Origin of the sequence: Desulfovibrio sp. JC010 (assembly GCF_010470675.1) — a bacterium.
In the GTDB taxonomy this organism is placed as follows: domain Bacteria; phylum Desulfobacterota; class Desulfovibrionia; order Desulfovibrionales; family Desulfovibrionaceae; genus Maridesulfovibrio.
In genome coordinates this window covers 1-15,921 of sequence record NZ_VOIQ01000007.1, presented here as the reverse complement: position 1 = coordinate 15,921, position 15,921 = coordinate 1, and the positions used below count along the sequence as shown (strand labels likewise).

Genomic DNA, 15,921 nt, shown 5'->3' with positions numbered 1-15,921 from the left:
CCTTACCTGTTAATCCTCTTTAGATCCCTGTCCTGCACATTCTTGCGCCCTTCGCGCTTGATGGTGCGTGCAGCACGCTTGAATTGACGGACCGCATCATTTTCACGGCCCATGAACCTGTAAATTTCACCCAGCTGGTAACGCCCTTCGGCATCATCGGGAACAAGTTTCAAATATTTACGCAATTTAGCAGCTGCACGTTTATATTGCTCACGCTCCCCGAGGATGATGCCCAGCCCCTTGAGCGCGGTATGGTTTTCCGGGTTGACCTTAAGTGCCGCCTCGAAAAGACCATAGGCGTCAGTCTGAAAATTATTAAACAAAGCTTCAGCACCCAGACGGGCCAAAAAGACTTCGTCCTTATTGTACTCTTTTTTCAACCTTTTATAAACATCTGAAGCCTCACTTCCGCGCCCGGCCATCTGCAATGCCGAAGCAAGCAGAAATCCTTCAAAACGGGGCAGTTTTTTCAAACGTGCATAAGGTTCCAGAATACGCAATGCAGGTTCCGGTTCACGGGCGTCAAGATAGGCCCTTGCCAGTTCCACCCGCTCTGCTTCAGGCAGCTTTCCGGCGGCCTGCAATTCCTTGAAAATCCTGATCTGGTCCTGCGGCTGCCCGGCAAAACCGTAAGTCCGGGCCAGCTCCAGCTTCAGTTCATAATCCTGCGGTTTCAGGTCAATGGCCCGCTCATAGTAAGCCACGGCCTTGTCATATTCTCCGGCATCGGACCAACCCTTGGCTGCTTTTTTGGCCAGATCGAAATCACGGGGGGATTCATCGGAAATCTCCCCGTAAATTTTAGCGGCCACTGCCGGACGTCCGGTCCACTCGGCCAGGCGGGCCAGCGGTTCACGAATCTCCCTGCGCTTGTAGCCGCGCTCATAAAGCTCATCGTAAATACGGTAGGCTTCTTCGTTAAGCCCGGCCTTGTCGGCGAAATCCGCCCACTTATGCAGGGTTTCCAGATTCTTGGTGCCCTGCCCTGCAAAACGGGCCAGAAGCAGTTCAGCTTTTGCGTTATCCCCGGCCGCAGTCCAGACCGCCGCAGCCAGCAGGGCCACCTGTTCGTCATCCGGACGCAGTTTAATAGCGGTCTCAGCGGCATCACGAAATATCGCCTTATCCCCGGTGTAGGATGCGATCTGAATGAGATTCATCACATACTCGCGGCTGCCTCCGGTCATGATTGCGGCCTTCTTGTAGTACGGATAACCGTCCTTGGGAGAATTCAGCCAGAGCATGATTTCCCCGGCCTGCGCTATGACCAGCACATCCTTGGGAGCAATATTTTCCGCATACTGCGCAGCCTGCTTAGCCAGCTTCAAATCCTGAGTTTCGGAAGCTGCCAGCAGCATATCGATAATGTCCTGCTGCAGTTTTTCCTGCTTCAGCAGCGTGCGGTAAATTTTGTATGCCTTGTACGGCTGCCCGGCATTGCGCCACGCCGATCCGGCGATACGCATAAGATTGATGTCTCCGGGAAAAGCCTTGAGAGCCAGATCGACTGTATCGGCCAGCAGCTGCTGCTCCCCGGTCCCCCCGGCTGCATCAATGAGCCGTTCATAATCATCCAGAGTCGCGCCGGGAGAATCCACAACTCTGCGCAAAGCATCATACGCCTCACGGGGCCGCTCAAGGGTCAGCAGCAGTTCTCCCCGGGTGCGCAAATATTCCGGCTCGGAAAGATCAACATCCCTGGTATGTTCCACCACTTCGCTCATAAGCTTGATATCGCCGCTGAACAAAGCCGCACGGAGCATATCGTGGGCATAAAGGAGCCAGTTGCCTACCCGCTCGGCAAGCCTGCGGAACAGGGAGACAGCCTTACGATGATTCCCGGTTGCCATATAAGTTGCACCGAGAGCCTGCTGATGTTCGTGGTTGTCCGGCTCGATCTGAACCAGTTTTTCCAACACTTCCTGCGCTATATCATGCCTGTCGGCACTACGGGCCATCCATGCGGTTTCGGTCAGCAAAGCCACATTTTCGGGGCTTATCTTGAGTAGTCGGTCGGCAATTTCCAAAGCCTGTTCATACTCTCCGGCCCAACCCAGCACTTTGACCAGCTGAGTTCTGCTTTCGACATCCAGCCCGGTTTTTTCATCCATGCGGGCGGCATACTCGTAGCCTCCTTCAATACGGTCCGTTGCTACAAAATATTCCAGAACATAGATCACGTACTGCTTAAAATCGACCCTGCCTCCGGCTTCTTTCCTGAATTCGATCTCAGCCTTAAACCGCTCGCCGACAATAAAAATCCGCTGGATCAGGAAATTGAGATACGGATCATCCGCATTTCCGGCATGTTCCGCTCCGAGCCGCTCAATTTCATCATTGAGCACATACATGAAATCACCGCTGAACGGCCTCTTGCCCTGCAATTCATTGAGCTTGAGTATGGCATCCACTTCCTGCGGGAACATATCAAAGTAGCGGTAATACATAACCAGCTGCTCAAGAGGCTTCATCTTTCCCGATTCGATTTTAGAAAGCTTTTCCCATGTGTGCATGGCTTCACGGGGCATGACATTCCACTCGTAAACCTGCGCCAGCTTCCTGCGTTCGGGGATGCGGTCAGGCTTCTGCTTGAGAATTTCCTCAAGGCTGGTAATGGCTTTATCCGGCATGCCCATCTTCAGGAAAACATCAACCCCCAGATTCAATAGCCGCAGATCATAAGGATCTTCTTCAAGAAGCTCACTGAGCAGATTCGCTGCTTTGGAAACTTCACCGCTCCGCAGGTACAGGGGGACCATATCCCTCGGAAAGGGATAGATAAGCACGGTCGTCCCGATTATGATGAGTACGAAAAGCAGTACCCGCCAGAGCTTTATGTTCAAATCAGATTAATCTCCATGGGGCCGGAAAGCATATCTTCCACACTAAGCACTCCTTCCCCGCTGCTGCTGAGTTCCAGAGGCGGACCGTCCCTGCGGATAAGCCTGTACCTGCTGTCCGGCACCAGCCCGCCCAACTGAAAACGTCCTTTGCTGAAACACTCAAAATCAAAACGCACGCCCTTTGCGGTACGCTTAAAATTCCGCACCCAGCCGGAACCGTTTTTCAAATAAACATTCCCCGCATTGGCCTGCTTATCCGCAGTCAGTACCAGTTCTGCCCGCGCAGTTCCGGGACGCAAATGCACGAAAATCCCTTCAGGCTGGATGTCGTAACCGATTACGTTTTTGCACCGGGCCAGATCAGGCACTTTTTCCATGCCGTCCAAGCGCACAGAAAGGCAATGCGCATAATCGCGGAACACAATACGGTCCGGGGAAATCTTCTCCACTTTGGCTGCCAGATATCCGTTAACCATCTTGATGTAGGCGGAGGCAAAAACCCGGGCAGTATCCTGACTGAGTGCCCATTCATAAACATCTTCAAGGGCCTTGAGAGATGCGAATTTCTCACCGCTGTAAAAATGGTAGTAAATATCGATGGGCATGATCCGGCGCGGTGATCCGGTCCGTTCCATTGTTTCCACGATGTTGCGGAATCCGTAATACGGCCCGGACCAGAGATTGGTCAGGATATTTTCATTGGCCTGCCCGGTATAAATCTGGTTGTGGTTGCCAAGTGCACGGTAAAGAGGGGAAACCCCGAAATAAGAATTACGCCGTTCATCAAAGACAGTATCCCCGCCGTTCATATTCAGGATTCCGGCCCTATCGGCAATGGCCACCTGCTCTTCCGTAGGATCACACATACCGGACCAGAAAAGGACCTTGCAGGGCTTATCCGCCGGGGCCAGATTTTCGGAAATATAATCGCAGGAACCGACAATTTCATACCGGCCATCAAATTTATAATCCGCAAGCTCGTACTGCCCGATGACAAAATCTTCCGCATACTCCTTGGATTCACGCAGCTTGGCATTCCATGCGTAAGGGTGGGTGTAGGAGTGGGAAGAAGTCTCCACATTTTCCATCTCAAACATGGTTTTTGCCAGCTCAACATTATCCAGACTGCCCTTCACTGCAGGGTTGATCTCCCCGGCAATGACTGAAGCCGAGTTGGGAAAATCATAGCCTTCGAAAATACGCTCCATGACAATTTCAGCGCAGACCTTATGCTTGTCTATCTCGGTATATCCGGCAAAACCATCACCATCGATATGAGCAAAAGCCAGTCGCTTGCCGTTCAGGGTTGTGGGGGTCAAGGTGGGCATCCCCTTTAAATCCAGACCGATGCGCAAAAATTCAAAGGGATTCAAATACCATTGTTTCTGATAATCAACCGGGTCCTGCCAGCGCATGTAGCCGTCAAGAGCATAACCGCCACGCGGCCCCACTGCCACAACGGCAGCAGTTGATCCGGATCGATTTTTCAGGCCGACCTTAACCCATGATTCAACGTCCTCCCCGGTCGGGACAATCTGCATGTATTTTTCCGGAAAAAGCGGTAATTTACGCTCAAAATTCATATTCTGCGGATCAACATACTCATACTTCAGCCGATAATCGTCATTGGTGGCGTTGCCCTGATAGGAAAATCCAAGATTGGAAAATAGTTTTTTAATCAGCACCGGGTCGGCGGAAACTTTATCATAATCACTGAAAGCTCCAGGAGTTCCGGCAATGAGCACTTGCCTACCCTGTTTCTGCTGCCGTATCAGCCACTTGAGATATTCCTCAGGTTTGTCCATTAAATCTTCGGAAAATGTAGTGAACACAGCTCTGTATTCAGACATTTTTTCATCCGAAGGGAGCGGTCGCAGCGTGACATCCCGAACTTCGTACAAAAATCCGAGGTAGTTCAAGGGTGCGGCAAAGCCTTCTACAAAGCTGTTGCCTCGTGCGGAACGGCCTTCCGCACTGTTATAGAGCACCAGCACCTTACGCTTGACCTGCTCCGCATGAACGAAAGTAACACCGAGGATCACAAGCAGAAATGCGACAACAATCCTATTTATCAAACGCATGTGTGGCAGACGCATGAATGAACACCTCATTTAAAGCAGGAGTGCTGACATAAGGAACAAAACCCAGCTTGCGGGAAAAATCGTAAGCCTTTTTGATTTCCTGCTTATCATCAGCCGGAACATAATCAAGAGTCAGGACCACCAGTTTCGGATTGGCCTTGCGGGCAATTTCTGCCTTGGCGATGAGAAAATCGCGGTCTGCTTTTGAAACATCCGTGCGGGTGGAGGTGGCTAAATCCATGGAGCTGCTCAGCCCTTCTATCAGCAGGTAATTGAGATACGGAGCCGTGCGGCGGACGATCTCAAAACCCCGGTTCTGGCAGAGCAGCAGCTTGGGATACTTCTCCCGGATGGCCCGGACCAGCTCAACACAGGACCGCTCGGTTCCCTTATATTTATCCGGGTCACGACGCTGCATATCAATAGGCGAATCAAGGGTATCAAAAAAAAGCCCGTCATATCCCGCCGCCAAAGCATCGGGGATTATGCGGGTCAAAAGCAGACTGCTCCATTCCGGGCGGCGCACATCCACCACCCATGAATCCCAGCTCTCATTATGGCGCACAAGCAGCCCCAGCTCTTTGGCCTCCTCGTAATAAGGACCATTCCCCGCCACCTCACCGAGACTGACATAGCTGAGAACCCTCACCCCTTTTGCACGCAAAGGAACCGGGTCCTGCCCGCCGGGGGCAGAGACCAGCAGATCAAAACCGGACAGCTTTTCCGTCCGGTCTTCGTGGCCGTAGTAGCAGGACCATGACGATACGGCGTTATTTCCGCCGAACGCAAATGTCCTGCCGAACAAGGAGAAAGAGATCACAAGCAGTGCGACTATTGCGCAGAAACGGAAGACATGGCCGCAACCATATCCGCAAGGGTTTCCTGCGCTACGCTGTTCAAGGATTCCGTACATCCGAAAAAGCACCCCCCGCTCTTGGAAGAAGATGAAGCCCAGAGCACATTGCCGGAAGAAACATCAATCATACGCAGATTGATGCCCACGGTAGGACTCTGGTTAACCCCGCGCTTGTACTGGTATTCAGTAACGGAACCGTAGATAACGGTATCCACTCCGAGCTTGCTGCCCAGTTTCTGGGCCACCACGTCTTCCATGACGAACTCAAGATCATCCTCATCACCCTTGATGCGCTTAAGCATCTCAGTGGATTCCATGAGATCGAATTTTGTGGAAGCATAAAGCTCGGTGGTCAGCAGATCACCGACCATACGCCCTGCATTGGGAGTATTTGTCAGGTTAACCAGCGGCAGCACGGCAGCGTGGCGGGCCTCACTGGCCACACCGTTTGGCTGTACGTAATCTTTCATGTAGGTACCGGAACACCCGGCAAGAAAGAAAAGAAAAATCAAAGTAGTGAAAAAGCTCTTTTTCACAGCACCCTCCTATTTTATCAAAAAAAACTTTTTTGGATCCACTATAAGAATACGAAAAAAACCGTGCGCTCATCCCTATTCTTAAAAAAATAATTAAGTAATATTAAAATTTCCCATTATTTCTAGACACTATAATCCTATTCCATACCCATGCAAAGTATTATTTATTTATAACCTTCAAAAAAGACTTTCTTTTTTGTATCTTAAATAAAAATCAAGCATATTAAGAACAGTGAGTCCCGCGCCCACTCCTATTTCATAATACTTTAAAACAGGAAAAGAATTGACCATGAAAATACGCTATCCACTTATTCTGATTCTTATTTTTTCAATGACAGCATGTGCTTCAGCAACGGTCAAATCTTCATCATCGGCACCTTCCGGGCAATCAAAACAGGAGATAAGGATGACCCCGCCGCAAAAAAAAATTACAAGCTGGGCCTACCAGCTGCAAAAACCGCAAGTGGCAACTCTGGCCGAGTCTCCCTACGACCTGCTGGTAATCGACTATTCAAAAGACGGCTCGGATAAAAAAAGATTCTCCGCGAAAGACATTTCCACCCTGCACAAATTCCAAAAAACCGTGCTCTGCTATTTCTCCATCGGCGAAGCTGAAGAGTATCGTTTTTACTGGCAGAAGGATTGGAAAGATAATCCGCCCCGTTTCTTGGGTCCGGAAAACCCGGACTGGGCTAAAAACTACAAAGTGAAATACTGGCGCGAAGACTGGTGGGAAACCGGACTGCGCCCTTATCTGGACCGCATTCTTGAAGCCGGTTTTGACGGCGTTTATCTCGACATAGTGGATGCGTACTGGTTCTGGCACGAACAAGACATGGAAGTACGCGATACAGCGGACGAAATGGTCAAACTGATCAAAAGAATCGCTGACTACACCCGCAAAAAGGCCGGAAAAAACTTCATAATCTGCCCCCAGAACGGAATGGGCGTTTTCAACGACTGCTCCCCGGAATACGAGAAAGTCTACTTCAAAACCGTGGACATGGTCGGCCTTGAGAGCCTGCTCTTCAATATCCACAGTACGGAAGACCGCGACTATCGCTTGAACCTCGCCAAACAACTCGCCGATGCAGGCAAAACAGTCCTTGATGTGGAATACATCGAACCGTCCCAATACGCAGATTACCTGAAACAGGTAAAAGCACTTGATTTCAAACTCATCCCCTACGGCTCAACGCCGGACGCGGAATTGAACGGGATTACAGATTTTTGGAAGTTTAAAAATTAATCCGCAAAATCCCTCCGGCATGCAGGGCATTAAACGCGATGGCGATTCCGGCCAGCATGACCAGCCCGGCACTTAGCACGGGCAGGTTCTCGATCCATTTGCGTGAACCGGAAAACCTTTCGGTAAGCTTCGAAGCCCGCACGGTCAGGATACCGATGATTATAAGCACTGCGGCAAGGCCGAAACTGAAGGACAGGATCAGCAGCAAACCGAACAAAATACGTCCGAAAGCCACCGAGGCCAGCAGCACAACCAGTGCTGTCGGACAGGGAACCATACCCCCGGCAATGCCGAGGCTGAGCATGGACCACCATGATACCGGGCCTCCTTTGCTCTCATGCCCATGGCTGTGCGAATGACCGTGATCATGGGCGTGTCCATGCGAATGGTCGTGATGATGATGGGCATGCCCGTAGCTATGCACCGCCCTGCGAGCCAGCATCATGTACCCGACCCCAAAAACCAGCGCACCGGAAAAAGCCCCCAGCCACGGATAAAGATCACCGGGCAGAAAATAACGGGAAAGCAGCAAGGCAGCGATACCGAGCACAATCACACTTGCAACATGAGTGACGGTCACGATTGTTCCCAGCGTGAAGGCATCGCGAATACGCCCGCTGCGCCCGATAAGATAGGCGGCAACCATGGCCTTGCCGTGCCCCGGGCTGAGTGCATGGCCCATGCCTAAGAAAAAAGCCAATCCAAGCGCGAAAAGTATGGTTCCCGGTCCGAGGTTTTCCTGCGCAAGATAATCCTTGAGTGCGGCCTGACTGGAATCCTCCTGCGGGCTGGGCTTTATACCGTCATCCATGGACGGAACCGGAGCTGGAAATGATGCTTCATCGCCATCAACCTTCTTGGCAAAAAACTGATAATTCAGTTCCCGCGAATCCGGCGAAGTGCGCACCACGCTGAACTCTGGGTCGGCCTGCACCTTCCACTTCAGCCACTTGAGTTCCCCGGTCTGAAAATTATTGTCGGAGAATTTCAGGTAATGCTTGCCGAAATCCTCCTTCGGCAGGGGAATGGCGTAGACCAGATTGGAACGCAGACCGTTGTTGTACCCGCCGGGGGCCGGGACCACGGAATCATAATAAAGTTCAGGAGTTACCTGTTTATCATCCAGATAGACTTCGAGATTAGGCAGCAAAAGAGCACTGATATCACGTGAAAGCTTGCGTTCTTCCCGCCTGGACACCTTTCCATCGTGATTCGCGTCAGGAATGAGCGTGGCAGTGATGGACGGACCGATGGAGGTATCATACACAATGAGCAGCCTCGCGCCCTCATTCATGACCGTGGTTTCCTGCACCACCTCCCCCAGAGGATGGGCTTGAACGGCAATTCCACACAGAGAACAAATCAGTACAATATATAAGATAAACAGCTTGCGCACTTCAGGTCGTTCCTTCTGATTATTTTTAAATTCGTCACCTGCAAGTTGTCATAGTTAGATATTGACAGCAAGCACTCGCACAGCTATACACCATAAAAAATGACCAACGGTCACTTTATGACCACTGGTCGCAAAAACATATTACAAAACTCTCAAATGGCCAGAAAACAACAGGAAAAATCGCTCCAAACCAAGAAAGAGCTCATGGAAGCGGCCAACGAACTTTTCGGCAAGAAGGGTTTCGTGGAAACTACAGTGGCAGAAATCACCAAGCATGCCGGGTACGCCAAGGGCAGCTTCTACCGCCACTGGGTGAGCAAGGACAAACTCTTTCTGGAGATCGTGGAAGAAAAGCTGACCGAGTACCGCAATTCCCGCGATGACCGTCTGGACAAAGCGCAGTCCCTTGAAGAAGTCATGAACATCATCTGGGATTTTCTGGAAAACATCGTTCGCGACCAGAACTGGGCCAAGGTTTTTCTGGAATTCACCATCTATGCCTCGCGGGTGCCGGAACTTCGTGAAGACCTGAGTCTAAGCCAATACCGTCTTTCCGAGGAAGTCTTTGCCGATCTGGTTCGCAATTTTGTGGAGACCGATTATCCGCCGGAAAAGATCGGGGCCTTCAACACTGTGCTCTTTGAAGGATATATGGTTCGCAGCTCCATTGAGACCGGATTCATGATCCAAGGCAGCAACGAGGGTTTGATCGGGTTTCAGGATATCCGCGAAGCAGCGGTAACCCTTGCACTGACCAACGGACTTAAAAAAGCTGAATAATCAGCCATTTTTACATAATTAAACGGAGGGAACATGAAAAAACTTTTGATTATAGTAGTGGCCGCAGCCATGTGCATGTGTGCACTGCCGCTCACAGCGGGCGCGAAATCCATTAACCTGACCTACTCCAACTTTTTCCCGCCCACACACATCCAGTCCAAGCTGGCCCAGCAGTGGAGCGATGAAGTTACCAAACAAACCGAAGGCCGCGTCAGCATCGCCTACTTCCCCGGCGGAACCCTGACCAAAGCCAAGCAGTGCTACGACGGTGTTGTGGAAGGACTTTCCGATGTAGGTATGTCCGCGCTGGCTTACTCCCGCGGCCGTTTCCCCACCATGGCAGCAGTTGACCTGCCGCTGGGCTACAAGTCCGGCGTAGCCGCCACCGAGGTTGCCAATGCTGTTTACGAAAAGTTCCAGCCCAAGGAACTGCGCGATGTAAAAGTGCTTTTCTTCCATGCCCACGGTCCCGGCCTGCTCTTCACCGCTAAAAAACCGGTCAAGAAGCTTGAGGACCTCAAAGGCATGAAACTGCGCGGTACCGGTAACTCCGCCCAATTGCTCAAAGCACTCGGCGCGGCCCCTGTTGCCATGTCCATGCCCGATACCTATCAGGCCATCCGCAAAGGCGTTGTTGACGGCGGTGTTTACCCCATGGAAACCAACAAAGGCTGGAAAATGGGCGAAGTTGTTGATTTCTGCACCCTTGATTACCCGGTCGGCTACACCACCACCTTCTTCGCGGTCATGAACAAAGACAAGTGGGACATGATCTCCGAGCAGGACCAGAAAATCATCATGGATATCAGTAAAGAATTCGCAGCCAAGCACGGTCAGGCATGGGATGAAAGCGATAAGGAAGGTCGTGAGTTCCTGACCAAGAAAGGCGGACAATTCATCGAACTGAGCGAAGCCGAAGGCAAACGCTGGAAAGAAAAAGCAGCACCCATGATGGATGCGTATATCGAAAAAGCAAACAAGAAAAAACTCGACGGTAAGGCAATACTCGATTTTACCGTTGAAACTTTGAACAACGTACAGTAATTACGCACAAATATAGTTGATAAATCCCCCACTTTGTTCTGCAAAGTGGGGGAAATTTCGTAAATCTGGAGTTTCAAGTGGGTAATCAAGTCACAGGCCTCATTGATAAATTCGAGGCATTCTTAAAAAACATCGCCGCTGTCTGTTTGATCGGTATGGCTCTTTTGACCGGGGCGGATATTATTTCACGCGGCGTGCTGGATACCCCCATTTTCGGGGTGGAAGACATTGTGGCGGTTCTGGCAGTGCTGACCACCGGGCTGGCACTCGGTTATGCCGAAAGCCAGAAAGCCAACATCGGCGTGGAATTCCTGTACAGTAAAATGAGTGCCAAAACCCGGCGCATCGTCAAGATCATCACAACTTCGATAAGTGCTTCACTTTTCGGTCTGGTTACATGGAGACTCTATTTGTACGGTTGTTCCATGCGTGAATCCGGGGAAGTTTCCATGACCCTTGAACTGCCCACAGATATGGTCATTTTCGCTCTGGCATTCGGTTTCGGTTGCTTCACCCTTACCCTGCTGAAAGAACTCATCAAAAACATGGCGGGGGGAGAATAAATGGAACCGACCACCCTTGGAATTATCGGCATCTTTGTGATGCTGGCCCTGCTCATGACCCGCATGCCGGTTGCTTACGTCATGACCTTAGTGGGCTTCGGCGGATTCTCCATGCTCATTTCCCTGAAAGGCGGCATGAACCTGCTTTCGCGAAGTTTTTACGATACTTTTTCATCTTACAGCCTGTCCACAATCCCGCTGTTTATCCTCATGGGCCAGCTGGCCTTTAACAGCGGAATCAGCCGCAGACTGTACTCCACGGCTTATCATTTTCTGGGACACATTCAGGGCGGTCTGGCCATGGCGACCGTTGCCGCCTGCACCGCTTTCGGTTCTGTATGCGGATCCAGCCCGGCCACTGCAGCCACCATGGCAACTGTCGGTATCCCGGAAATGAAACGGTACGGCTACTCCAACTCCCTTGCGGCGGGCTCCGTTGCTTCCGGCGGGGGCCTTGGCATGATTATGCCGCCCAGCATCGTGCTTATCGTATACGGCATCCTCACCGAACAATCCATCGGCGAACTTTTCATGGCTGGAATCCTGCCCTCAGTGGTGCTGACCATCCTGTTCATCATCGCCATTGCAATTGTGTGTGGACGCGACCCCAGCCTCGGTCCCAAAGGCGAAAATTTCCCCTTAAGCGCGAAGCTGAAATCCCTCATGGGTCTGCTTGATACCATTGCCGTGTTCGCCCTTGTAATCGGCGGCATGTTCTTCGGCTTCTTCACTCCCAACGAATCAGCAGCCGTGGGCGTGCTGGGCATCCTCACGCTGGGCATCATCAAACGCCAGCTCACATGGCAGGCTTTTGTGAACTCTCTTTACGAGACCCTGCGCACTTCAGTGATGGTGCTTTTCCTCGTGGCCGGGGCCCTGATTTTCGGAAAATTTCTGGCCGTAACCCGTATCCCCTTTAACGTTGCCGCATGGACCGCATCATTCGACCTGCATCCGCTGATCATTGTTTCCATGATCCTCGTGGTCTACTTCATCGGCGGCTGCATCATGGACGCGCTGGCCCTGATAATGCTGACCATCCCGGTCTTCTACCCGGTCATCACCACGCTGGGCTTCGATCCCATCTGGTTCGGGGTCATCATCGTGCTGGTCACCCAGATCGGGGTCATCACCCCGCCGGTGGGCATCAATGTCTACGTTGTTTACGGCATGGCCCAAAAGTTCGCCCCGGATATTACACTTGAAGATATCTTCAAGGGAACCATGCCCTTCCTGCTGGCCATTCTGGTAGGAATTATACTCTTTGCCATCTTCCCGCAGATAATTCTGTACCTACCCCAGGCCATGTATTAATTTAGATTAATTCAAGAAAAACGAAAGCCGCAGTTCCTGGTGGAGCTGCGGCTTCTTATTTGGAATCAAAAAAATATCCAATCTAAAAAAACACCTGCATCCCTGCCACCAGCACAATCATAAAAATAATAGTCATCCCGGTCCCGGCGCGCAGGTAATCCACGGACTTTAATCCGGCAGGCCGCATGACCAGCGCATTGACCTGATGGGTGGGCAGAATAAAAGTATTGGAAGCCGCCAAAGCTACGGTCATGGCCGCCACGCGCGGATCTGCCCCGCAGGAAAGAGCGAGGTTCATTGATAGCGGCACCAATAGAACCGTGGCTCCCACATTGGACGTAAACAGGGTGAAGAAAGAAGTCAGCAGCCCGATACAGATCAGCAGAACCGTCGGCGATGGCACGCCCACAGCATTCATGAGCATATCGGCAATCATTTTCGCGGCCCCGGTGTTCTCGAAGGCCAGCCCCAGCGGAATCAGCCCGGCAAGCAGAAACACGGTCATCCAGTCCACTGAGCGGTAAGCTTCATCAATGGTCAACACACGTCCGAGAATCATAGCCATGGCCCCGAAAAGAAGCGCAATTGAAAGCTGGATATCAAGCACCAGAATCATGAACATGGTCACCGCAAGGCAGCCCAGGGCCCATGGTGCTTTTTCCTCACGAATGGGTTCGCCCTGAATCGGTTCGGTGAAAACAAGATCGTTCTGGTCCTTTAACTGGTGAAAGGTGCTCCATTTGGCATGCAGGAGCAGAGCATCTCCTTCGCTGATGGTCAGATTGGACAGATCACTGATGATCATCTCATGCCCGCTGAAGGCAGCCAGCGGAACCACACCGAGCTTTTTGCGCAATTCAATCTCGCCGATGGTTTTACCCACAAGGCGCGAGCGCGGCGATACAATCCCTTCCATGATTCCCACATTGGTCGGGGAAAGGTCATCGGAAAAAACTTTTAGCTCAGCAGAATAAGTCCAGCCGTAATCAGCAGCCAGCTTGCAAATAAACTGTTTATCCCCGATGACCGCAAGCACATCGCCGGGCCCCAGAGTGTCGTCGCGCAGAGGGGCATTATTTCTTTTGTGGGTAACCGGGTTATATGCAGCTACTACTGAACAGGCATAATTTGAGCGGATTCTTAATTCCGAGAGAGTCTGTTCCTGAAATCCAGACGGAATTCGCATCTCATAAATACTGCCAATATCATGGTAGGTCTTATCGAGCATGGGGGACAGGGGGCCGTGGACCTTTACCTGCTTACTTGGAGGAAGAATCCATTTGCCCAGCAACCTGAAATACAGCAGAGCGGCAATAACCAGCAGCACTCCAATGGGTGTCATGCTGAACATGCCGAAATGCTCGTATTTCACACCCTGAACCACCAACAGGTCATTGAGCAGAATCAATGGACTTGAACCGACCAGAGTAAGAGTTCCGCCGATTATAGCACAAAAGGCCATCGGCAAAAGAATATGCGAGGCTGGAACACCGGTCTGGGCAGAAATCCTGCGAGCAGCGGGCATAAACAGCGCAGCAGCCCCTATGTTCTGCATGAACCCGGAAATACCGGCCACAGTAGCCGAAACCATGGAGGTAATCTTGGTTTCATCCTTTCCGGCAACCCTGAGAATCAAATGTGCCAGCTTGTTCATAACCCCGGTTTTATCAAGTCCTGCGCCAATGATGATTACCGCGATGATGGAGACAACTGCGTTACTGCTCAAACCGCTGATAGCCTGTTCCGGTGTAACCAATCCAAGTAGAGGCAGGCAGACCATAACCATGATCCCGACCATATCGACACGAACCCATTCGAAGACAAACAACAGGATAACAAGAACCAGAACAACTAGGACAAGGATTATATCGGGGGTAATGGGCATAACTGATCAGTAATTCCTTAAAATTATAAATTTTGATTAAATAAAAATGCCTTAGTTATTTATTTTAGACAAGGAAGAGTTTGGTAATACAATGATCCAAATATTCTAAAAACAAAAGCTCCCAAGATTTCTCAAGGAAGCTCAAAGATACATATAGTGGTTCAACAGCTACTCAGCAACTCGTGATAGTGGAAAAAACCAGCACCCACCCTCAAAATATGGCTCAGCAGCAACATAAACCATTCCTTCATAAACAAAATCTGTAAAAAGATGAATTCTGGCACTACGATCGCCATAAGTATCATAAATCACTTTATTACCGAAAATTAAACGCTGGTCCCCCTTACCTGTATTCTGTCCCTTAAAATGAAGCATCCCAGCTTTCACACTATTCTGAAATTTACTGTTTGTGTTTTCAAAAAGGACTATGTCGCCGAGCTTACAGGTTTTAATTCCAGACATCTTTTTGTATTCAAAATCAAAAATAGTATCCAGAACCTCTAAATCATATTTCTCGCCTTTGACCAACCCAAGAGGAATATTATCGCGATCATGTGCACAGATCATGTCTCTACGACTTAATCTTCTAGCTTCATCAACAATTTGCCCATACAAAGACTCACCAAAGCCGGAATTCTTGATTAAAATCCCCATCTCATCATTATTGATCTGGCTGAAATCATACAGATTGAGACTACCGATTAAGGCAGATTTTTCGGTGAGATAGCATTTAGCATGAAGATTAGGCCTATCAATTGGCTCGCCGATAATACCGGAAAGATCATCTTTCAATTCGTTCACGCGGCAGACAACTTTAATTTCGACACCTTGACGGGCTTTTTCTGCTAATATTTCTTTCAATCTGGAATGAATCTGAAGAAACGGTGCAATTATAACAATTTTCTTTTCCGCTTTCTGAAACATCATCTCCAGATGATAATTCATCCCTTGTGTTGTGAGAAAAAGTATATCTTCAGAATGATCTAATCTTTTTGCAAAAAAACTCAGCATTTTATTAACCTCAAAATTACAAAATCTTACCCAAACAAATAAAACCTGTCGCGTTATAAATATAAGACGAAATATATTCAACTAAAAATAGATAAAGCCCCGCACTTAGCGAAAAGTACGAGGCTTGCCCCCCCAGAACGCAAAAAACCCCTGAACCTAAGTTCAGGGGTTTAAAATAAAAGCTTGCGACGACCTACTTTCCCACTGGCTACCCAGCAGTATCATCGGCGATGGAGAGCTTAACTTCCGAGTTCGCAAGTGGAGTCGGGTGTGACCTGATTTCATTAACGGATAGATTTCACCCCGCCGTCCTAGCGGGGATGAAATCGTCGCTGCGCGGAAAGCGTAGTTTCCGCTTACTCC

Annotated in this window: 12 protein-coding genes and 1 rRNA gene; 5 read left to right on the top strand and 8 right to left on the bottom strand. The window is 50.2% G+C overall.

Annotated features, from left to right (window positions below; translation table 11 throughout):
- Positions 1 to 2 precede the first annotated feature (2 nt).
- The 4 genes from FMR86_RS09160 to FMR86_RS09145 are packed head-to-tail and all read right to left on the bottom strand — an operon-like array spanning position 3 to position 6,316.
- Complete coding sequence (locus FMR86_RS09160; protein ID WP_163350803.1) at positions 3 to 2,843, bottom strand: tetratricopeptide repeat protein; 2,841 nt, start codon at positions 2,841 to 2,843, stop codon at positions 3 to 5.
- A complete protein-coding gene (locus FMR86_RS09155; RefSeq protein WP_239057197.1) occupies positions 2,840 to 4,939 on the bottom strand; it encodes a DUF2194 domain-containing protein in 2,100 nt (699 codons plus the stop codon). The genes FMR86_RS09160 and FMR86_RS09155 overlap by 4 nt, the downstream gene beginning before the upstream one ends.
- Complete coding sequence (locus tag FMR86_RS09150) at positions 4,908 to 5,837, bottom strand: endo alpha-1,4 polygalactosaminidase (RefSeq protein WP_203544833.1); 930 nt, start codon at positions 5,835 to 5,837, stop codon at positions 4,908 to 4,910. Before FMR86_RS09150 ends, FMR86_RS09155 begins: the two co-directional genes overlap by 32 nt.
- Positions 5,756 to 6,316 (bottom strand): GNA1162 family protein, encoded by a 561-nt coding sequence (locus FMR86_RS09145; protein WP_163350802.1) that lies wholly within the window; start codon positions 6,314 to 6,316, stop codon positions 5,756 to 5,758. Before FMR86_RS09145 ends, FMR86_RS09150 begins: the two co-directional genes overlap by 82 nt.
- Positions 6,317 to 6,605: 289 nt before the next feature.
- Between FMR86_RS09145 and FMR86_RS09140 the strand changes: the two genes are divergently transcribed.
- The gene (locus tag FMR86_RS09140) at positions 6,606 to 7,565 is read left to right on the top strand and encodes an MJ1477/TM1410 family putative glycoside hydrolase (protein ID WP_163350801.1); all 960 of its coding nucleotides are present in this window, start codon (positions 6,606 to 6,608) and stop codon (positions 7,563 to 7,565) included.
- On the opposite strand, the gene FMR86_RS09135 is transcribed toward FMR86_RS09140, so the two are convergent.
- Positions 7,555 to 8,961 carry a sulfite exporter TauE/SafE family protein gene (locus FMR86_RS09135; RefSeq protein WP_163350800.1) on the bottom strand — a complete coding sequence of 469 codons (1,407 nt, stop codon included), beginning with the start codon at positions 8,959 to 8,961 and terminating at the stop codon, positions 7,555 to 7,557. The two genes, FMR86_RS09140 and FMR86_RS09135, sit on opposite strands and share 11 nt — an antisense overlap.
- A gap of 156 nt (positions 8,962 to 9,117) precedes the next feature.
- On the opposite strand from FMR86_RS09135, the gene FMR86_RS09130 reads away from it, so the two are divergent.
- From FMR86_RS09130 to FMR86_RS09115, 4 genes are all read left to right on the top strand, one after another.
- Positions 9,118 to 9,741, top strand: coding sequence for a TetR/AcrR family transcriptional regulator (locus FMR86_RS09130; RefSeq protein WP_163350799.1), 624 nt, complete (start codon positions 9,118 to 9,120; stop codon positions 9,739 to 9,741).
- 33 nt (positions 9,742 to 9,774) lie between these two features.
- Positions 9,775 to 10,785 carry a TRAP transporter substrate-binding protein gene (locus tag FMR86_RS09125; RefSeq protein ID WP_163350798.1) on the top strand — a complete coding sequence of 337 codons (1,011 nt, stop codon included), beginning with the start codon at positions 9,775 to 9,777 and terminating at the stop codon, positions 10,783 to 10,785.
- A gap of 77 nt (positions 10,786 to 10,862) precedes the next feature.
- A complete protein-coding gene (locus FMR86_RS09120) occupies positions 10,863 to 11,348 on the top strand; it encodes a TRAP transporter small permease subunit (protein ID WP_163350797.1) in 486 nt (161 codons plus the stop codon).
- A complete protein-coding gene (locus FMR86_RS09115; protein WP_163350796.1) occupies positions 11,349 to 12,662 on the top strand; it encodes a TRAP transporter large permease in 1,314 nt (437 codons plus the stop codon).
- 82 nt (positions 12,663 to 12,744) lie between these two features.
- On the opposite strand, the gene FMR86_RS09110 is transcribed toward FMR86_RS09115, so the two are convergent.
- The 3 genes from FMR86_RS09110 to rrf all read right to left on the bottom strand — a co-directional run bounded on the left by FMR86_RS09110 (position 12,745) and on the right by rrf (position 15,854).
- On the bottom strand, positions 12,745 to 14,547 hold the full coding sequence (locus FMR86_RS09110) for an SLC13 family permease (protein WP_163350795.1): 1,803 nt from the start codon (positions 14,545 to 14,547) through the stop codon (positions 12,745 to 12,747).
- 168 nt (positions 14,548 to 14,715) lie between these two features.
- Complete coding sequence (locus tag FMR86_RS09105) at positions 14,716 to 15,558, bottom strand: phospholipase D family protein (RefSeq protein WP_163350794.1); 843 nt, start codon at positions 15,556 to 15,558, stop codon at positions 14,716 to 14,718.
- Between the two features lie 180 nt (positions 15,559 to 15,738).
- Positions 15,739 to 15,854: ribosomal RNA gene (rrf, locus tag FMR86_RS09100) — 5S ribosomal RNA — on the bottom strand.
- Between the last annotated feature and the right edge of the window lie 67 nt (positions 15,855 to 15,921).